Origin of the sequence: Neptuniibacter sp. QD48_11 (genome assembly GCF_047778095.1) — a bacterium.
In the GTDB taxonomy this organism is placed as follows: Bacteria; Pseudomonadota; Gammaproteobacteria; order Pseudomonadales; family Balneatricaceae; genus Neptuniibacter.
The window spans coordinates 85,206-105,090 of sequence record NZ_CP180551.1 but is presented as its reverse complement, the minus strand read 5'-3'; the positions used below and the strand labels follow the sequence as shown (position 1 = coordinate 105,090).

Here is a 19,885-nt window from a genome sequence, read left to right as displayed (position 1 = left end):
CGCGTTCAAACTCAATAACTCTGTTTTATCATGCAGCCTAGCAATTCAAGATTGATAATCTTGTCCAATTGATGGACTATATTGTTATCGTATAAGTAATTACCCTAATACATAGGTCGTAGCTATGAGTAGCCCATCCAACTGGCCCCTACCCCCTGAGAGCATTCGCTTTGTCACCCCAAGGCGCGTGGTAGCTGAATTAGCGCAGAATCCGCTAAGCCAGGGCCTGTATCCTCTAGGTATGGGCTACTATCGCGAAGCCAGCGGGCATCACATGGAAAGGATGGAACATGACGATTATCTAATGATCTATTGTTTGGACGGTGAAGGTGAAGCAGTACTTAATGATAAGAAGGTTAGAGTCAAAGCCGGTGATATATTGCTGATTCCTAAAGGAATAGCCCACACCTATAAAGCGCGACAAAAACGCCCCTGGACTATCTATTGGGTCCACTTTCATGGCCACCAAGCCGCTGATTTTGTGGCACATTTGGAGCAACGCGAGTCCCCGCAAAGGCAGTTTATTATTCCCATCGGTATTCACTCGCGCCTTGCCAGCGATTTTGAAGCGCTCTTAGAAGCCCGCGAATCCACCTACAACCTCAATGCCTATATCTGTGCAGCAAACCAACTTCGGCAAATACTCAGCCATATCGCCCTGCTACAACCACTGGCACGGCAAAAGCTATCAAGAGCAGGCTTGGATATAGAACGCGTTCACAGCTTGATGCAGACCCATGTTCACGAGCAACTGGACTTAGATACGCTTGCCGAAAGCGTTAACCTGTCGAAATTTCACTTTGTGAAAAAATACAAAGAGATCACCGGCACCACCCCTATCAACCACTTTATCCAGCTCAAGATAGAGCGCGCCTGTCATCTTCTAGATACCACCACCAACAGCATCAACGAGATCTCTTTTGCCGTGGGTTATGACGATGCTTACTACTTCTCTAGGATCTTTAAGAAACTAATGGGGTTATCGCCGAGTCAGTATCGGAAGATGCGGACAGGGGCTTTTCCTTATCGTAGTTAAAAGGCAGGACGCCTGATACAGACCTCATTGTTGATTTAATTCTATGGGATGCTTTGCTAAAGCGCGTTTTAGCACTATACCTATAAAAAGGAGACCTTTTCACGCTATTAGCTGGTTAGGGCATTCAGATGGAAATGCTAATTAAAGATTATATTGAAGATAGAATTGTGTTCTATTGGCAAAATAAGAAGGCACAGCGTATCAGTCCAATATTTCCTTGTCTTCAACATGCCAAAGAATGGCTAATTGATCATTACGTTTGTAGGTATAAAGGAACGGAAAGGCGATGTTCAAAAATCGACAGACGTAGTTTTCATAAACAAAGTGCATATTTGGAATTACAACGTAATCCATACACTCAAGGAAGAAGGATAACTGACAGAGAACTAAAAGCTGAGATTGACCTAGCTAATCAGAAAATTTCATTATTGATACTGGACAGTTTAAGCCTTTCAGAGAAAGGATAGCCTTTGACAGCATTTACAAGATAAATCGTAGGTATGAAAATCATTTCTTCGAAATAATTACTTAAACTGTTTTATCTTCTCTACAAATAGATCAATTTCTACAGATACGGGCTTATCTGATGCTCTCCGCCCCTGAGGGTTGTGCCTAGAGAAATTGTGCTTATCCATTTTATTTCTTTTTTCATGATTTGAACGCCTATCTATCGTCGTCTTACGACGTTCTTCACCTTCATACAATGAATACAAGTGTTGTTTCCACCATTCCTCAGCATGTTGGATACTATGAAAGATAGGACTTACAGGCGTTATATTTTTATCGGCCCAATAAAATACGATTTCATACTCGACAAAATCTTTTACTAATTTCATGAAGTTATATATCTAGCTTTAAGAATTTACATGGAGATGAGGGAGAGCAGGCATTAACGCACTATTTACCACATACATTTCGGGCTATGTTATGGGCTCTTAGCACAACAGTCCATTTGGTCGGTTTAAATCGCTGACCCAGATCAAATCATAAAGTAATAATAGAAGAGAATTTCAAAAACCGTTAAAGCAAGTAAGGTGTAATAGCGGAGCATATTACACAAACTCATAATATCGATGGTGTAATAAGCTGCGCGGCTAGAGGACGGGTTCGCTCAGAGGCAAATCATTGTTACAGGGCTGGCTTCTGATTTGTGCCAAGAGCGAATATAAAGGTATTTATGGGTAGCGTTCTTAACAGCTATTTACCACCGGCAATATCAATGAAAGACCCTGTTACATAAGAAGCCTCGTCTGATAGCAACCAAGCTATCGAATTCGCCACTTCTTCTGCGGTGCCTCCTCGTTGCAATGGAATTTGGGAGCTTAGTCTTTGAACACGATTTGGCTCGCACCATCGCTGTGCATATCGGTATAAATAAAACCTGGGCGAACAGCATTCACTCGAATACCTTGCGATGCAACCTCCAGCGACAAGCCTTTTGTTAAGCTATCCATTGCACCTTTTGATGCTGCGTAATCAACGTATTCATTAGGGGAACCTGTTTTTGAAGCTATGGAGGACACATTGACAATAGCTCCGCCGTTTTTCATGCGCCTGACTGCTTCACGACAGCACAGAAAGCAACTCGTGACATTGGTCGAAAGGATCTTTTCAAAACGTTCCACGCTCAAATCAGCCAAGCGAGATTGAGTAAACAAAATTCCAGCATTGTTAACCAGATGAGTAACCGCTCCTAGCTCTGTTTCCGTTGCGTCGAATAAGCGAATGACTTCACTTTCCATTGAAACATCTGCGACAAACGCAAATGCTCGGCCACCGTTTGAGTTTATTTCAGTAACCACCGCTTCAGCTTCCTCTGAACGGCTCCGATAATTAACACAAACCAAGTAGCCTTGGGACGCTAATAGCTTGGATGTAGCGGCACCAATACCTCGACTACCACCCGTTACGATTGCGACATTATCCATAGAGCACCTTTCCTACATAACAATTTAATATCGAGGAAAATTAAACAAATCTTGCATTCAAGTTTACTGGCAAGACAGCCCTTATGCCTCATCACTTTCCGTTTTAAAAACACTTAGGGTGGATTTAGATCTTTCCTCTAGCCGCGAAGCGGCGCCCTCTAGCGAAGCGTCCTGAATTGTATTTAAGCTGATCTCTTTCAAACTCAGCGCCGTACATTTTTTAAACAACAATAAAAAACATAGGTGGACGCTATGAACACATTTGAATTAGAAGGTTGGCATAAATCACAGGGCCAGAACAAATCTGAACCTATTGGCCTTATTAGATTTCGAGTGAGTGAGAATGCTCACCTTAAGCTTGAACGGCTGGAAGAAACCCTTTTACATGAGGGCAAATCTGAAGCCTACATTCCTGTTGAGAACGATATTGAGATTGAGACACCTGCAGAGGTTGATCATGTTAACCAATGGAAAGTCAGAGTATTTTTAAGCCGAAATGAGGACCCAAGAGGTATGTTTCATCTTGTAGGTGAACAAGCTAAAGATGGCAGCTTGGTTTACTCAAACTCAGTAATGGTAGATCAACTCGGATAATCCCTTACGGCAGGCTCAATCTGCTCCTAGTTTGTTGATTTAGTTACAGCTCGGATGGTTTAAGTTAGCGATTACAAACGACGCGCCTTCTGAGGTGAGTGGGTTATCAGGGTTATATAAAAATTCCACTCGCCCTGTTTCTAGAAAGGTCGAGAAAACAGCATTGTTCACATGCCCTTGTCTGTCTGTATCACCATATCTCAATTTATCGTAAGCCTGAAATGGGAAATCAGAATAGGTCAGGTTTTCTTGTTTAGTCTCTGGCATTTCACTTACCTCTTAGTACTTCGACAACTCTACTAGCAGACGGTAGGACGGGTCTAACAGCTTAACGTAATACTCCTTACATATTGAACCTTTTCCCCAAGCAAACCGTAAGCATCCTCATATCAGGAGAGGATAATGAAAACAGCTGTTATTTGGTTTACCCAAGATCTACGTATTGCCGACAACCCAACTCTGCAAGCTGCAAGTTCTGCCGATCAGCTTGTTTGTATCTATTGTGTCGACCCAAGTTAGTTCAGACCAAGCGCACAGCAGGCTAAACCAGTGGGGAAAATGCGTTGGCGCTTTATTTTGGAATCCATTACCGCACTAGGAAAGTCACTCGCATTGCAGGGTCACAAGCTGCACGTCCTATCAGGCCCGCCTCAGCAAATAGTTTCGGAGGTATTAGCCGAAACTGCCGTTTCTGATCTGTACCTGTCCCGACGATTTGGCTTGTACGAGAATCGCCAACTAGAACAGATTAAACAACAACATAGCAATCTGAATATCCATGAGATTGATAGTTACACACTATTTGATCAGCAGAGTATTATGCCGCTGCTGAATACCCTACCTTCCAGCTTTTCAGCTTTTCGCCGTCAGGCTGAGAAGATAAAGATAAGCACACCTTGTGACTTTAGCGCCTTACCCCCCTCCCTTGCTTATCAACACAGATCGCCTTTTAAATTAGAAAAGTTGATAAATACCAAGCACTTGGATTTCAAGGGCGGTGAAACCAAAGCAGATCAGCACTTGAGTAACTATTTTTCATCTACCTTGCCTAAACACTATAAGGACAGTCGAAACCATATTGATGACTGGCAAAGCTCCACGAAGTTTTCTGCTTGGTTAAATCAGGGCTGCATATCACCCAGACAGATCGTCATAGCTTTAAAGGATTATGAAACTAAACATGGCAAAAACCCTGGTACAGACTGGATTTTCGTAGAACTTCTATGGCGAGAGTTCTTTCAATGGCTAGCTCTGCAAATAGGAAAAGATCTTTATACGTTTAAAGGGCTAAGCACTTCTCAACCGCTTACCAGCTTTTATCCCGAACTGTTTAAAGCATGGACAGAGGGCAAAACACCATGGCCTTTAGTCAATGCCTGTATGCGGCAGCTAAAAGAAACTGGCTATTTATCTAATAGGGGTAGGCAGATAGCTGCCAGCGCTTTAGTCAATGAGCTCTGCGTGGACTGGCGCTATGGCGCAGCATGGTTTGAAGAGCAACTGATTGATTATGATGTCGCTAGTAACTGGGGTAATTGGCAATACATCGCAGGCGTGGGAGTGGATAGCCGTGGAGGCAGACACTTCAATATCGAAAAACAAACTGAGATCTATGACCCCGATGGCTCGTTTCAAAAGCGTTGGGCAGGATCAGAAGCATACACACAGATCGACCATCAAGATCCGACTGGTTGGCCTATAAGTATCAGTTAGCTATCTGCCTGTTGAACCCTATTACGGCCATCGCTTTTCGCTTGGTATAGCGCTTTATCAGCTCTCTTCAAAAGGGAGGTTATCGTGTCACCTCCTCTAGGGATAGCAAGCCCAAGACTAGCTGTACCTTGGCCTACCGTTTCAAAGTCATGTGTCGCAATTTTCTGACACAATTTTTGGGCAATGGCATGCACGCCATCTACATCAGTTTCTGGGCAGATCACAATAAATTCATCCCCACCCCAACGCCCAACATGATCTGTTTTTCTAATGCCATCACGCAGAGTCGCAGCGTACTCTTTTAAAACATCATCACCCACATGATGACCAAATGTGTCGTTAACTTGTTTGAAGTTGTCGACATCAATCATGATTACACCAAAATCATGCTGATAACGCTCCGATCGATAGATTTCGTTTTGTAGAATTTCATCTATCTTTGCGCGGTTATAAAGGCCAGTGAGCTTATCGGTTGTTGCAAGCTCCTCGAGTTTAATTTGCGCTTTTATCAGCTCTTCTAGGGCTATCTGAGCATGTTTATTGGCCTTACTCAGCCTCCAATATAGATAAGAAAATACAGCGATCAAAATTAAAACTGCGAATAAGATTAGTGCAAGTAGCGCGTAATCTATTTCCGTTTTCACATCCACGGCAAGCCACTTTTTATTGATCCGTTCCTGATCATCGGGCGATAGGCTACGTGTGAGCTTTTCAAAAATACTGAGTAGTTCTGGCTCATCGTTACGGGTCGCAGCACCTAGCCCGCCATAAGATGGAAGCTCCCCGCCAATCTTTAATCCAGTGACGCCTTCAGTTTTAAGGGCGTATGCAATGATGGGCCAACTATCAATGTAACCGTATGCCTCGCCTTTATTCACTTTCTCGAATCCTTCCTTACGGTTTTTAACGACCAATATTTTCACTTTGGGAAAGGCTTCCGGTAGGTTTTCAATCGCGGCATAACCTTTGGGTAGCGCGAAGGTTTTATGCATCTCCTGAGTAAAATCGGGATTCGGCGTCACTGTATCTTTAACCGCTACAGCCAAGGGAAAGTTAAGATAAGGCGGCGTAAAATTTAGATACACCTCTCGCTGTTTAGTCTTTTTAGCTGCCGAAATCAGATCGCATTTCCGTGTCCGGACGGCTTCGAGTGTTTCATTCCAAGTAGAGGTCGGATACAAAAAAATAGGAATCCCAATCCTTTTTTGAAATATATTGAAATAGTCTGAAGTGATACCAAAATGTTGCCCTCGGTCCGATATTTTCTCATAAGGCATCCAGTTTGGATCAATACATAGCTTTAGCTGCTTTTTGGTTTCGAGATAAGCTTTCTCTTGCTCTGTAAATTCAAGCTGATGAGTGGCAGCAACTGCCCCATTGAACATCGCAAGTGATATGAGAAAGACTGTGATGATGAATTTGATCACTTCCACACTAACTGTTTTCCCAATAAAAATAGACAACTTTATTTTCGAACATTCATACAAGAATAGTCCTGGTTAGTCAGTTTTAAAAGCAAGCATAATTCAATTAAAAATCAAGCTAACCTCAAGGATAATAAGGCCTTTCTGTTTATCTCTTTTCATAAATTCAGGTAGTAATTAGAGGTCGTTTCAAACACTCACTCTTCGTGAGCACTTTTGACTCCTGCCCCGGCATCAGATGCCGATTCCACTGCCTTCCAGCTTGTATATAGATCTGCGACCCGAATTATTGTAATGCTAATCACTATCATTTATATTGCGCCTCTCGTTAGCATTGAATAGCACCGCGATGTTTAACCTTCTGATTAACTGAGTGCTGGAGAATCACAATGAAAAAACTAGCAGGACTATTTTTTGCTCTTGTATTTGCCGCTTCCGCTCAAGCAAGTGGCGTGTCTGATGGTAAACCTGTGCAGCACCTTAAAATCGCTGATATTTCCTCATTGAGCGATGCAAAAACCGTTTTCATTGAGAAAACGTTGGAGATGAAAGGTAAGCAGAAGCTGGATGCAGAAGAATTACATGAAATTCACATCATCACTTACTCACTAGAGAAAAGCGTTGCCTACTTTGCTGAGCAATCTACAGGTAGTGACAAAGAGTTGATGGAAAAAATTGCTGTAGTTGTTGAAGAAGTTCACCTGAACTCAGAAAACAACCGCAAGGACGAAACAAAGAAAGAGCTAGATACATACTTCAAACTAGCAAGCGAGTTTATCTATAACTCTTGGGATAACAGCATCGCGCAGAAAGCAGCTAAGTAAGTTAGACCTAGTTGCAATGGAAGGCGCGTATTGACGATGAGCTAGCACTCACAATACGCGCCTCTAATAAACTCTACATATCTTCCTGTTCTCTAGCTGCTCAGCTAGTTCATATTAAAACAGCTCAACATCTCCAGCCGTCGTAGCCATTTGGCCCTTGCTTTCCCCACCTTTAAAGCTATTCAATAGTTGCTTAAGGTGCACCGACATCTGCGCCAGATCACCATTACTCGATGTACTTTGCATTGCTGAATCCATCACATGAGATACCGCATTTTTAGTACTGCATATATTGCTTTGGATCTGCTGAGTGACCTCATTTTGATGATTCGCCGAATCGGCAATGGTGTGGTTGATATGGTTCATATCTTCGATGCGTTCCTGCATCTGGAAGATATGGGTATTCGCTTTTTCCGTTAACGCTACAATCCCCATTACCTGCTTTTGGCTGTATTGGATCTCGTTGGATACCTGGGTCGCAGCTGAATTGATCTGGTTGGTTGATAGTCTAATCGATTCGGTTGCTTCAGCGGTGCGCTGTGCCAGATGACGGACTTCGCTCGCTACGACAGAGAAGCCTTTACCATGTTCGCCCGCACGTGCTGCTTCGATAGCTGCATTCAATGCCAATAGCGTAGTCTGATCGCTGACTTCGGTGACAAATTCCAAAATATTATTGATGCCGGTAATCTGCTTTTGCAGTTGTTGCATCTCTTGATCGTTGCGCTGACTGCTGTGGTGTAGCTCGGTCACTGTGCCGTCGATCTCAGCCATGATCTCAGACGTAGCAACCGTCGCTTGTTGCGCATTCTCTGCCGATTTGAGGGCTTCGGTGGCTTTTAGAGCGATCTCACGCGCTGATTGCGCTAGCTGATCGATCGAGCTGCTAATTCGTAAAATCTCTTCCTGCTGTTTACCCACCAACGTTTTCACTTCACTGGTGTTTTGCGTAGATGCCAAGGTATTTTCTGACAGCAGATCCGCTGCTTGATCGATTTCGTGGGTAATTGCAGTGAGGTTATCAATAAACTGATTGAACCACGTTGCCATCTCACCCAGTTCGTTTTGTTGTTTATATTCCAAACGCTTACTGATATCCGCTTCACCGGAAGCAAGCTGCTCCAACATACCAGAGCACTGTTTTATCGGGGTGATAACAGTACGCAGCAGGATATAGGTAAAGGCGATAATAATAGAGAAACCTGCAAGGCTACCGAGAATAATGATCCACTGCTCTTGTTGTTTCAGCACCTGTTCGGCCTGAGCAAACGCCTCCTGCTTTTTCGCTCTCACCAACATTGCCACATTCGCCATCTGTTGCTCTGGCACCGTAAACGCGCCATCCAGATATTGATCCGCAGTACGAGCAGGCTCCCGATCAGCTAACTGATAAACCGGTAGGGCAGTACGGTATTTTTGGCCTAACTGGACATGACTTGCAGCAAGCTTATTGAGTGACTCTGTCACTTTAGGAAAGCTAGCACCTTGCTCGCCTACGGCTTTTATCTTCTTTTGAAAATCTCTTTCAAAGGTGGTGAAGCGATCCAGATAGAGGTTGTACTTATGTTTGTTTTTGCCACGAATAAGCAGGTTCTTCCAAGCTTCATTTTGCTGTAGGAGCACCATCTGTAGTTGCTCGGTATCTTCCAGCATAGTTTGGTAAAAGTTGTTCAGTTGCTCTTGTTTGCTGATATATGACCGATAGTTAAGCGACATCGACAAGCCAATGGCAAACATACAGATCATCGCGATGGAAAACAGGCAAAGCATTTTCAGCTTTAGGCTCATGACTACTTCCAGACTATTGTTAACTGAGCCGCTGATGCTATTGAGAAGGTGTTACCCTTATATTTCTATTCGATTGCATTTTTGTGTAGAAAGAACCTGCTTATGATAGGGGTTTAAGGCTAGAGCAAAGTCATAGCTATAGGAAATATGGCATTTTGCTCTGCCCTAACCGATTCTGATTTGTCTAATCCACTTTAAAGTGACTCACACTCTGGCGTAGCTGTTGTGCTAGGCCGGATAGCTCTTGGCATACCTGCTGATTACGTTCGGATTCAGCCGAAGTTTCTTCAGATTTAATCTGGATAAAAGAAACATGCTCACTGATATCGTTAGCTACTGCACCTTGTTGCTCTACGGCCGCTGCTATTTGAGAATTAACGAACGATAGATTACTCACTGCTTGAGTTATCTGTTCTAGCGATTCTCCTGCCTGACTCGCATTATCAACACTATTTTGTGCGTAATCTTGTCCTGCTTGCATAGCCTCTACTGCATTAGAAGCTCCTGTTTGCAAGCGATGGATCATGTCCTGTATTTCATGGGTACTATTTTGGGTTCGACCAGCTAGATTACGGACCTCATCTGCCACAACAGCAAAACCACGCCCTTGTTCACCAGCACGGGCAGCCTCAATCGAAGCATTTAGAGCCAATAGGTTGGTTTGATCTGCTATATCTCTAATAACATCAAGTACTTTGCCGATCTCTTCACTATCCTGACGCAAGGTATCAATAACTGATGCTGTTTCCTTAACCTGAGCTGATAATTGATTTATCGCATTCACCGATGCTGTAACAACACTTTTCCCGGTATCAGCAACCTGATTGGTTTCTTTGGCTGTATCATCCGCAGTCGCCGCATTCGTTGCGACTTCATGAATCGCTCCACTCATCTGTTCCACAGACGCAGCCACCTGTGTCGTTCTTTGCTGTTGATCCTCGGTATGCTCCGCTGTGTTTTTTATATCAATAAGCAAACCATCCGTTTTATCTGCTAATTCGAACGAGACTCGGGTTAACTGACGGACCATATCCTGCTGTTGGGATAACATCCTATCCACTGTATTCCCAAGCTCGGTTAGTTCGTCTGCTCCAGCTTCATTTAAACGTTGCGTAAGATCTCCCTCACCATCAGCAATAATACCAATCGCGTTAGATATATTAGCGATTCTTTTACTGATCACTCGCTTAAAGGAGAGAAAAATAGTCGTCAAAATGACTAAAAGCATTATTAAGAGAAAGCCGATCACTGTCACACTGGTCACTTGACTCGACGCTAGCTGTTCAGTTACATCGGAATCAATTTCAAGTACCCCACGGACATCACCTAATTTCCAGTCAGTTTTAGGCGAATCTGGGTGACTATTATGGCAAGCGACACACCCCGGGGCCGACATAGTATCGGCAATCGCAACACGGACAACACTCTTATCGCCATGACTACTAACCTGTTTGTATATGCCTTCAGGGTTAGCTACTAGGTAATCCCATGCATCGGAAGCAAATTGATCAAGGTTTCGATTAGCGCGGTTAGGAAAAGGGAAGTCGCTATATAGCTTGACGTTAACACCATTGTTTTCGAGCAGTTTGCTCAAATCATGGATCATCGTGGCAGGCAAAGGAATCGCCTTAGGATTGTCTTTATGATTGATTGCCGGTTTCACATCCGAGCCTTTACTGACAACAGAGGCGATATTCTGCACATAGTATTTTCGTAAGGTTTTAAACTGAATAGCCGTTTGTTCAGCTGCAAATACCGTGTCTTCCAATACCTGATCTTCCATCCTCGATGGTATCAGCCAAGCCATTACTGCCAAAGCAACGAAAAACACACTCAGAATTGGAAGTGCCATTTTAATGAAAATACCCTGAGTAATACCTATTTTGGCCATTGGACATTCCTCCAAATTCGGTATTTTTAGTGTAGCAGGCAAACGGATTTTAGCTTGGGGGGAAATTACTCGTTGAGGCAAAACTTAATAACAGGAGGAGGGAAAGATGTAGGGTGAATAAGCAGAATTATTGCACCCTAAAGAAACAAAATAACTTAGTGGTTTTCAGCCGCAGCTTTCTCTTTTTCCGCTGCAATGTGCTCGATATGCTGGTCGAAGTTTTCGTTTAGCATTTCGTTGAAGTGGCCGGTGTACCAATCGACTGCATCTTTCTTTTCAGCCGCTAGATCGCTTGAGCGATAAGCTACTTCGTGGGAGCTAAAACGCGCTGCAGCGTAACGAATGGCTGCACCTACATCTTCAAGTTCTTTACCTTCGGCAGTCAACATACGGTTAGCAAGATCGATAAACTCGTCTGCCATTTTATACGTATCCATCGCCTTTTCTTTTTGACTCATACAGCACCACCCTATTCAAAAACTGTTAGGGCAATAACCCGCCCCATTACAAAAGAGCTCAACTGTACAATAGGTAAGGTGCAATAGCGAAGCGTATTGCACCAATGGCTAAGATGTTAAGCAGTGATTAAAGCATCTCAACCGCGACCGCTGTCGCTTCGCCACCACCAATACAAAGCGAGGCGATACCGCGCTTCAGGCCTTTCTGTTTCAGCGCATGCAGCAATGTCACCATAATGCGGGAGCCACTTGAGCCGATCGGGTGACCCAGTGCACACGCACCACCACGAACATTCACTTTGTCAGCATCGAGACCGAGTTCGGTGATCGCCAGCATAGAGACCACAGCAAAGGCTTCGTTGATCTCAAATAGATCTACGTCCTCTTTCGACCAGCCCGCTTTATCCAACGCTTTCTGGATCGAACCGATCGGTGCAATGGTAAATTCAGCAGGCAGCTGTGCATGTGTGGAGTGAGACACGATTTTAGCTAGCGGAGATAGACCACGGGCTTTTGCCTCAGACTCTTTCATTAGCAACAGCGCTGAACCGCCATCGGAGATCGAGCTGGAGTTGGCCGCAGTCACCGTGCCATCTTTTTTGAAGGCCGGTTTTAGGCTACGGATTTTATCGATCCGAGCATTGCCTGGCTGTTCATCTGTATCGACAAGCACTTCGCCTTTACGGGTTTTAATCGTCACCGGCGCGATCTCTTCGACAAACTCACCGGCTTCAATTGCAGCAATCGCTTTTTCTAAAGAACCGATCGCAAAGTCGTCCATCTCTTCACGAGTGACGTTGAAGTCGTCTGCACTCTTTTGTGCAAACGAGCCCATTAAGCCGCCTTCATAAGCATCCTCTAAGCCGTCAAAGAACATATGATCGATCACCTTACCGTGGCCCATACGCATGCCTTCACGGGCTTTTGGCAATAGATACGGTGACTGACTCATATTCTCCATACCACCAGCGACCATGATAGAAGCCGAGCCAGCTAAAATCTGATCATGAGCCAACATCACCGCCTTCATACCGGAGCCACACATCTTGTTGATCGTGGTACAACCGGCAGCATCAGGAATACCTGCAGCACGTGATGCTTGTCGAGCAGGCGCCTGACCTAAACCAGCAGGCAAAACACAGCCCATCACCACTTCATCGACTTCATCCGCAGCAACCCCCGCACGCTCAATTGCAGCTTTAATCGCAGTAGCACATAGATCGGGAGCGCGAACATCGCTTAACGATCCCATCATGCCACCCATCGGGGTACGCGCGGCACTTACAATAACGACTGCATCCTGACTCATATTTCCACCTTCATAACTTTCTAATATTGACGTTAACGTCAACTTGTAGAGACAAAAAAGGGGATCGTATAAATCCCCTTTGGTTTAAGTTTAGCTAAAGTTCTTTTTCATGAATTTCTGCACTTCACCAACAATACCGCTACGGAACGCTAGTACGCAGATCACGAAGATAAAGCCCATGATGATGTGGATGTAGTTACCCAACTCACCACCGGACAAGTAGTTCTGAATAGTTACAACCGCACCAGCACCTACGATTGGACCAAAGATCGTGCCCATACCGCCTAGCAAGGTCATCAACACCACCTCACCCGACATATGCCAATGAGCATCGGTCAGCGAAGCCAGCTGGAACACCAAGGTTTTCGTCGAACCGGCGAGACCTGCTAGTGCAGCCGAGATCACAAATGCTGCCCATTTGTAGTCATTAACGTTGTAACCAAGGGATACCGCACGCGCTTCGTTTTCACGGATCGCTTTAAGGATTTGACCAAACGGAGAGTGGATCGTGCGATTTACCAACCAGAAACCAAACAGGAAGATGGCAAACACGAAGTAATACATACTCATGTTATCGCTCAGGTCGATAAACCCGAACAGATGTCCGCGCGGAACGCCCTGCATGCCATCTTCACCACCGGTAAACGGTGCTTGGAGGTAAACGAAGAAGGCTAATTGCGCTAACGCCAGTGTAACCATGGCAAAGTAAATACCTTCACGTTTCACCGCCAACTTGCCATACACCGCACCCAGTAAAGCAGCGGCTATGGTTCCACCCAACACCCCTAGCTCGGGTGTAACACCGGTTTCCATCATCAAATATCCGGTAATGTAGCCACCGGTTCCTAAGAACGCTGCGTGGCCGAAAGAGAGCAAACCCACATAACCCAACAACAGGTTAAATGCGCAAGCGAACAGTGCGAAACAAAGCACTTTCATAACAAACACAGGGTAAAGCACGTAAGGAGCAATCAATCCAAGGACGACCAGTGCAATCATTGTTTTACTTATTTTCATCGTCACGTCTCCTAGGCTTCTTTACCAAATAAGCCCGCAGGCTTGGTTAGCAATACAATCACCATCACCGCAAAAATAACGGTGGTCGAGGCTTCGGGGTAAAAGTACTTAGTCAGGCCTTCGACAACCCCCATACCTAAACCGGTCAGGATTGCGCCACCGATCGATCCCATACCGCCAATTACCACGATGGCGAATACCACAATCAGCATGTTGGAACCCATATCGGGTGAAACCGAATACACAGGCGCAGCCATGACACCGGCAAAGCCAGCTAAGCCGACACCAAAACCAAAGGTCAGAGTGACAATCAAAGGTACGTTGATACCAAATGCCTGCATCAACTGCGGGTTCTCAGTACCTGCACGCAGGTAAGCACCCAGCTTTGTTTTCTCGATCATGTACCAAGTACCGGCGCAGACAATGATCGACGCGATAATGATCCAAGCACGATAATTTGGCAGATACATAAATGGCAGACGGTTACCGCCTTTCAGCTCTTCTGGAATCGCGTAGGACATGCCCGAGGAACCGAACAGGTGAGTAAACGCCCCCTGAAGAATTAGCGCTAAACCAAAGGTCAGCAGCAAACTGTAGAGGTGATCCTCATTGGCAATTGGACGCAGCAGAAAACGCTCCATCAAAATGCCGATAAAGCCCACGGCGATCGGGACGAGAATTAGCGCGACCCAATAGTTAATGCCCATATAGTTGAGGGCCATCCACGCAAAGAAAGCACCCAGCATGTAGAGCGCGCCCTGCGCGAAGTTAATGATTTTTAACAGTCCGAAAATAATTGCTAAACCCAGACTGAGTAATGCATAGAATGAGCCGTTAATCAGGCCCACCAGCAATTGACCAAACAGGCCAAAGAGATTTATATCGAGGAATGTTGCCATAACTCTCCACCCCTAACCGGCAACTGCGCTACAGATACATTTGTAGCTAACCGGTACTTACAATCCGCTAAGAGAGCTATATAGAACTACGAATAGCTCAAAACTCTGACTTACTGTGAGAGAGGCGAAAGCCGCCTCTCTCGTCATACAAGCGCCTTATTTGGCAGCCAGGAAGTTACATTGATCCAACATCGGACCAAATGCTTCTTCACCTGGGATAACCTGCTCAATTGCGAAGATATCGTCTTCGTTTTTACGCTCTTCGGATGTCTTGATACGCACCTGATACATGTCATGCACCATACGACCATCCGCACGTAGATGAGCATTACGCGCGAAGAAATCGTTCGGCTTGTTCGCCTTCATCTTCGCCATTACCGCATCAGCATCATCCGTACCCGCTTCTTTGATCGCGTTTAGGTAGTGCATCGTCATAGAGTAAGCACCTGCCTGACCCATTGCTGGGATAGAGCCGTGACGCTCTTTAAAGCGTTTAGACCAAGCACGTGTTTCATCATCCATATCCCAGTAGAAACCTGTTGTTAGTTTCATACCGCCAGAGATTTCTGGATCTAGCGCTTTCGCGTTGTGAGTAAATACCAACAAACCTGCAACATCAGTTGTTTCAGTTAGACCGAACTCAGCTGCTGTTTTTAGGGAGTTAACGAAATCAGCACCAGCATTGGCTAGCGCCACTACGTCTGCGCCAGAAGATTGCGCCTGAAGAACGTAAGAGGAGAAGTCGGTTGTACCTAGTGGAGCACGCACGGCGCCTACCACTTCACCGCCGTTAGAGTTAATTACGCCAGTTGCTACTTTCTCTAGGGCATGACCGAAAGCGTAATCCGCGGTGATGAAGAACCACTTCTTCTTACCTGCAGCTACCATCGGTTTTACCGTACCGTTAGCTAGCGCAACTACGTTGTAAGTCCAGTGAGCGTTGTAAGGTGAGCACGCCTTAGTGGTGAACGCATGAGATGCAGAAGTAGCGATCAGTGCAACTTTTTTGTTGTCTGTTAGCACTTTAGTTACCGCACCCGTTACTGAAGAAGCTACCAGACCTGTAACCGCATCAACGCCTTGGCTTTCTACCCATTCACGCGCTTTTGCAGAACCGATATCTGGTTTGTTCTGGTCGTCGGCACTTACCACTTCAATTGGTTTACCTAGTACCGTACCGCCAAAATCTTCAACCGCCATCTCTACTGCTGTAACACAGCCTGCACCACAGATATCAGCATAAACACCGCCCATATCGGCTAGTACACCGATTTTGACTTTGTCGTCTGATACACCTGCCGCTTGCACCCCTGTTACTGCGAATGTAGAGGCAATTGCCGCTGTCAGCAGAGATTTCTTCATTGATTTCATCGCATTTTCTCCCGATAGAGTTTTTTATTTTTATTCAAAGTTTGATGCTTTGTGGTTTAACCCAGCACATCTTCGGGTCATTCACTTAGCCTCTGGACATTCAGGAACCTAAGCGCAGGCCTGTAAAAGGCTTATTCATAGGCTCCTCAAGGCTGTTAAACACCCAAATAGGTGTTTAGTAATTCTGTTTTTTCAGTCAGCTCGTGTTTGTGAACTTCTTCCACGATATGACCGTGTTCCATCACGTAATGACGATCCGCAATCGGTGCCGCAAAACGGAAGTTCTGCTCTACCAACAAGATGGTCAATCCGCGTTCTTTTAACTTGGTTAGAACCTCACCCAACTTCTGCACAATCACCGGTGCCAGACCTTCGGTGATCTCGTCTAGCAACAAGATATTTGCGCCCGAACGCAAGATACGCGCTAAGGCCAGCATCTGCTGTTCACCCCCGGATAGGCGTGTGCCTTGGCTGGTTCGGCGTTCGTAAAGGTTGGGGAAGATTTCATAGATCTCTTCTACACTCATGCCGTCACTGCGCACAGTCGGCGGCAGCATCAGGTTTTCTTCCACGTTTAAACTGGAAAAAATACCGCGCTCTTCCGGACAGAAACCCATGCCTAAATGGGCGATTTTGTGCGCCGGCATATCGATGGTTTCGCGACCATTGACGTTGATGCTGCCACTACGACGGCCCACCATATTCATGATCGAACGCAACGTAGTTGAACGGCCTGAACCATTGCGTCCCAATAGGGTGACTAGCTCACCCTGCATCACATGCATATCGATGCCGTGCAGAATATGAGATTCACCGTAGAAAGAGTGCAGGTCACTGATACGGAGTTTTTCATTGCCACCTAAGCTCATGCCACAACCTCCTCTTTTTCAGGGGATGTTTCAGCAGGCTTAGCAGCTTCAGTCTCTTCATCCGCAGCAACACCAAGGTAAGCTTCCTTAACACGTGGATCGGCTGATACCGTGGCGTAATCACCTTCGGTAAGAATCGCGCCACGCTGCAGAACAGAGATACGGTCCGCCAGTTTGGAAACTACATGCAGGTTGTGCTCAACCATCAAAATGGTGCGATCTTTGGAAACCTGTTTGATCAGGTCCGACACCACTTCAACATCTTCATGGCCCATACCCTGAGTTGGTTCATCCAATAACATCAGTTCTGGATCTAGGGCTAATGTGGTTGCGATCTCCAAAGCACGTTTACGACCATAAGGCTGATCGACGGTCACGGAGTTCGCATGGTCTTGAAGACCTACCGACTCCAGCAACTCCATCGCACGGCCATTAAGCTTGTCTAAGACTTTGTCAGACTTCCAAAAATGAAAGCTGTTGCCCTCTTTGCGTTGAAGGGCAATACGGACGTTCTCCAACACCGTTAGATGTGGAAACACCGCAGAGATCTGGAAAGAACGGATCACCCCTTTACGTGCGATCTCGGCGGAACGCATCTGGGTGATATCTTCGCCATTAAAAAGAATTTGACCGGACGTTGGGATTAAAAATTTGGTCAACAAATTAAACACGGTCGTCTTACCGGCACCATTAGGCCCGATCAAGGCGTGAATGCTGCCACGCTCGACGTTCAAGTTGACCTTATCTACCGCAGTAAAGCCTTTAAACTCTTTAATCAAATCTGAGGTTTGCAGTACATAATCGACACTCATGCAGACTCTGATCCTCGCTGTTTTTTATTTTTATTTAACCAGCGCAACAACCTAAAAATACGGCTAAATGCTGATAAGCTGTCGCCCAAACTAGCAATTACCCCTACATAAAATCCAGTACAACTTTAGTCGTAGTCGCACTGCAAAAAACGATATATTTACGATTTAGTTTATATTTTTCAGCAACTTACAAAAGCGGTTAAAATATTTACAAAAATACAGGAATTCCTTTATTGACCTTTACGTGAACGTAAACTTTGCTTAACCTGTAAAGAGTTAAAAACAGCGGATTTTTATGAATAGCAAACAGACTTATTCCATCAGCGAGCTAGCGAAAGAGTTCGCGTTAACCACGCGAAGCATCCGTTTCTATGAGGATCAGCAGCTGCTCTTTCCGACACGACGCGGGCAAACACGTATCTACAGCACACAAGATCGCGTGCGTTTAAAGCTGATACTGCGCGGTAAACGTCTCGGGTTCTCACTAGCGGAAACCCGGGAGCTTTTTGCGCTGTGGGATGAAACGCTGACAGGAAGTGAAAAGCAGCTAACTCTGCTGTTGGAAAAAATTAATGAAAAACGCTCGGAGCTGGAACAGCAGCTTCAAGATATCGCGATTTTGCAGCAGGAGTTAGATAACGCAGAACTCCGCTGCCATGAAACATTGCTCGAACTAAAACAAAAACAACAAAGAGCCGGTTAATCGATTAAGCCTTTACTTGATCCTTAAGTGATCTGTGGATAAATCGACACGCCGGTAACAAGGGTACGACTATGATCTCACAGTATTCCAGCCTGAATTTTGGCCTTGGTGAAACATTAGATATGTTGCGTGAGCAAATAAACCATTTTGCTGCACAAGAGATAGCGCCAAGAGCAGAACAGATCGACAAGGATAATGAGTTTCCTCAGGATCTATGGCGCAAGTTCGGTGATATGGGGCTACTCGGTATCACGGCTAAAGAGGAATATGGCGGTGTCGATATGGGCTATTTAGCTCATGTGATCGCCATGGAAGAGATCAGCCGTGCCTCCGCGTCCGTTGCCCTGTCTTACGGTGCTCACTCCAATCTGTGTGTTAACCAGATTCATCGCAACGGTACCGAAGAGCAAAAGCAAAAATATCTGCCGAAATTGATCAGCGGTGAACATGTCGGTGCATTGGCTATGTCCGAGCCCAATGCGGGTTCTGATGTGGTCTCCATGAAACTGCATGCCCGCGACAATGGCGATCACTACCTGCTGAACGGCAACAAGATGTGGATCACCAATGGTCCCGACGCCAACACCTATGTAATCTACGCCAAGACCGAACCAAACGCAGGCGCTAAAGGGATTACCGCATTTATTGTCGAACGAGATTACCCAGGTTTCTCCCGTCACCAGAAGCTCGACAAGCTCGGGATGCGGGGTTCAAACACCTGTGAACTGGTCTTCGAAGATTGCCCAGTACCGAAAGAGAACATTTTAGGTGAACTCAACGGTGGTACCCGCGTATTGATGAGCGGTTTGGATTACGAGCGCTTAGTGTTAGCCGGTGGTCCTTTGGGGATTATGGCTGCGGCGATGGATATCGCAGTCCCTTACATTCGTGATCGAAATCAGTTTGGCCAAGCGATCGGCGAGTTCGAACTCGTACAAGGCAAGATCGCCGATATGTACACCCTAATGAACACCAGCAAGGCCTACACCTACAGCGTTGCCCAAGCAGCGATGCGCGGAGAACCCAGCCGAAAAGATTGCGCGGGGGTGATCCTCTATACCGCCGAAACCGCAACCAAAATGGCACTGGATGCGATCCAGCTCTTGGGCGGTAACGGTTATATCAATGAATTTCCAACCGGTCGTTTACTCCGTGATGCCAAGCTCTACGAGATAGGAGCAGGTACCTCAGAGATACGCCGAATGCTTATCGGTCGTGAGCTGTTTATGAATAAGTAAGCCATCAACAG

The 19,885-nt window shown here is 45.6% G+C and carries 18 protein-coding genes and 2 pseudogenes; 7 read left to right on the top strand and 13 right to left on the bottom strand.

Features of this window, described 5'->3' with window-relative positions:
• Nucleotides 1-124 precede the first annotated feature (124 nt).
• Both ACMXYU_RS00460 and ACMXYU_RS00455 read left to right on the top strand, forming a co-directional pair.
• Complete coding sequence (locus tag ACMXYU_RS00460) at nucleotides 125-1,036, top strand: AraC family transcriptional regulator (RefSeq protein WP_415895463.1); 912 nt, start codon at nucleotides 125-127, stop codon at nucleotides 1,034-1,036.
• Between the two features lie 128 nt (nucleotides 1,037-1,164).
• The gene (locus tag ACMXYU_RS00455; RefSeq protein WP_415899690.1) at nucleotides 1,165-1,503 is read left to right on the top strand and encodes a hypothetical protein; all 339 of its coding nucleotides are present in this window, start codon (nucleotides 1,165-1,167) and stop codon (nucleotides 1,501-1,503) included.
• Between the two features lie 57 nt (nucleotides 1,504-1,560).
• On the opposite strand, the gene ACMXYU_RS00450 is transcribed toward ACMXYU_RS00455, so the two are convergent.
• Both ACMXYU_RS00450 and ACMXYU_RS00445 read right to left on the bottom strand, forming a co-directional pair.
• Nucleotides 1,561-1,872, bottom strand: a complete 312-nt coding sequence (locus ACMXYU_RS00450; RefSeq protein ID WP_415899689.1) for a hypothetical protein — start codon at nucleotides 1,870-1,872, stop codon at nucleotides 1,561-1,563.
• A gap of 361 nt (nucleotides 1,873-2,233) precedes the next feature.
• Nucleotides 2,234-2,964, bottom strand: a pseudogene (locus tag ACMXYU_RS00445) (glucose 1-dehydrogenase).
• Nucleotides 2,965-3,216: 252 nt separating this feature from the next.
• On the opposite strand from ACMXYU_RS00445, the gene ACMXYU_RS00440 reads away from it, so the two are divergent.
• Entirely contained in the window at nucleotides 3,217-3,558 is a 342-nt protein-coding gene (locus ACMXYU_RS00440) for a hypothetical protein (RefSeq protein ID WP_415899688.1), read from the top strand.
• A gap of 39 nt (nucleotides 3,559-3,597) precedes the next feature.
• On the opposite strand, the gene ACMXYU_RS00435 is transcribed toward ACMXYU_RS00440, so the two are convergent.
• Nucleotides 3,598-3,825 (bottom strand): acyl-CoA thioesterase, encoded by a 228-nt coding sequence (locus tag ACMXYU_RS00435; RefSeq protein WP_415899687.1) that lies wholly within the window; start codon nucleotides 3,823-3,825, stop codon nucleotides 3,598-3,600.
• Between the two features lie 135 nt (nucleotides 3,826-3,960).
• Here ACMXYU_RS00435 and ACMXYU_RS00430 point away from each other — a divergent pair.
• Nucleotides 3,961-5,271: pseudogene (locus ACMXYU_RS00430) on the top strand (DASH family cryptochrome).
• Here ACMXYU_RS00430 and ACMXYU_RS00425 read toward each other — a convergent pair.
• Nucleotides 5,268-6,704, bottom strand: a complete 1,437-nt coding sequence (locus ACMXYU_RS00425) for a diguanylate cyclase (protein ID WP_415899686.1) — start codon at nucleotides 6,702-6,704, stop codon at nucleotides 5,268-5,270. The pseudogene ACMXYU_RS00430 and the gene ACMXYU_RS00425 overlap by 4 nt on opposite strands.
• A 380-nt stretch (nucleotides 6,705-7,084) precedes the next feature.
• Between ACMXYU_RS00425 and ACMXYU_RS00420 the strand changes: the two genes are divergently transcribed.
• Nucleotides 7,085-7,519: a DUF6746 family protein gene (locus ACMXYU_RS00420; protein ID WP_415899685.1), complete on the top strand. Its 435-nt coding sequence runs from the start codon at nucleotides 7,085-7,087 to the stop codon at nucleotides 7,517-7,519.
• Nucleotides 7,520-7,633: 114 nt separating this feature from the next.
• Here the strand turns inward: ACMXYU_RS00420 and ACMXYU_RS00415 are convergent, their stop codons facing one another.
• The 9 genes from ACMXYU_RS00415 to ACMXYU_RS00375 all read right to left on the bottom strand — a co-directional run bounded on the left by ACMXYU_RS00415 (nucleotide 7,634) and on the right by ACMXYU_RS00375 (nucleotide 17,933).
• Nucleotides 7,634-9,307: a methyl-accepting chemotaxis protein gene (locus ACMXYU_RS00415; protein ID WP_415899683.1), complete on the bottom strand. Its 1,674-nt coding sequence runs from the start codon at nucleotides 9,305-9,307 to the stop codon at nucleotides 7,634-7,636.
• A 184-nt stretch (nucleotides 9,308-9,491) separates the two neighbouring features.
• Nucleotides 9,492-11,198 carry a methyl-accepting chemotaxis protein gene (locus ACMXYU_RS00410; RefSeq protein ID WP_415899681.1) on the bottom strand — a complete coding sequence of 569 codons (1,707 nt, stop codon included), beginning with the start codon at nucleotides 11,196-11,198 and terminating at the stop codon, nucleotides 9,492-9,494.
• Between the two features lie 155 nt (nucleotides 11,199-11,353).
• Nucleotides 11,354-11,656 carry a DUF3144 domain-containing protein gene (locus ACMXYU_RS00405; protein ID WP_415883037.1) on the bottom strand — a complete coding sequence of 101 codons (303 nt, stop codon included), beginning with the start codon at nucleotides 11,654-11,656 and terminating at the stop codon, nucleotides 11,354-11,356.
• A 127-nt stretch (nucleotides 11,657-11,783) separates the two neighbouring features.
• Nucleotides 11,784-12,965 carry a thiolase family protein gene (locus tag ACMXYU_RS00400; RefSeq protein ID WP_415899680.1) on the bottom strand — a complete coding sequence of 394 codons (1,182 nt, stop codon included), beginning with the start codon at nucleotides 12,963-12,965 and terminating at the stop codon, nucleotides 11,784-11,786.
• A gap of 90 nt (nucleotides 12,966-13,055) precedes the next feature.
• Nucleotides 13,056-13,982 (bottom strand): branched-chain amino acid ABC transporter permease, encoded by a 927-nt coding sequence (locus ACMXYU_RS00395; RefSeq protein ID WP_415895454.1) that lies wholly within the window; start codon nucleotides 13,980-13,982, stop codon nucleotides 13,056-13,058.
• Between the two features lie 11 nt (nucleotides 13,983-13,993).
• Entirely contained in the window at nucleotides 13,994-14,881 is an 888-nt protein-coding gene (locus ACMXYU_RS00390) for a branched-chain amino acid ABC transporter permease (RefSeq protein ID WP_415883034.1), read from the bottom strand.
• Between the two features lie 156 nt (nucleotides 14,882-15,037).
• A complete protein-coding gene (locus tag ACMXYU_RS00385) occupies nucleotides 15,038-16,252 on the bottom strand; it encodes an ABC transporter substrate-binding protein (protein ID WP_415899678.1) in 1,215 nt (404 codons plus the stop codon).
• A gap of 155 nt (nucleotides 16,253-16,407) precedes the next feature.
• On the bottom strand, nucleotides 16,408-17,121 hold the full coding sequence (locus ACMXYU_RS00380) for an ABC transporter ATP-binding protein (RefSeq protein WP_415883032.1): 714 nt from the start codon (nucleotides 17,119-17,121) through the stop codon (nucleotides 16,408-16,410).
• Nucleotides 17,118-17,933, bottom strand: a complete 816-nt coding sequence (locus tag ACMXYU_RS00375; RefSeq protein WP_415899677.1) for an ABC transporter ATP-binding protein — start codon at nucleotides 17,931-17,933, stop codon at nucleotides 17,118-17,120. Before ACMXYU_RS00375 ends, ACMXYU_RS00380 begins: the two co-directional genes overlap by 4 nt.
• Before the next feature lie 295 nt (nucleotides 17,934-18,228).
• Here ACMXYU_RS00375 and ACMXYU_RS00370 point away from each other — a divergent pair, with 295 nt between their 5' ends.
• Together ACMXYU_RS00370 and ACMXYU_RS00365 are read left to right on the top strand one after the other, a co-directional pair.
• A complete protein-coding gene (locus ACMXYU_RS00370; RefSeq protein WP_415886455.1) occupies nucleotides 18,229-18,636 on the top strand; it encodes a MerR family transcriptional regulator in 408 nt (135 codons plus the stop codon).
• A 71-nt stretch (nucleotides 18,637-18,707) separates the two neighbouring features.
• Nucleotides 18,708-19,874, top strand: coding sequence for an isovaleryl-CoA dehydrogenase (locus tag ACMXYU_RS00365; protein WP_415883029.1), 1,167 nt, complete (start codon nucleotides 18,708-18,710; stop codon nucleotides 19,872-19,874).
• Nucleotides 19,875-19,885 lie beyond the last annotated feature (11 nt).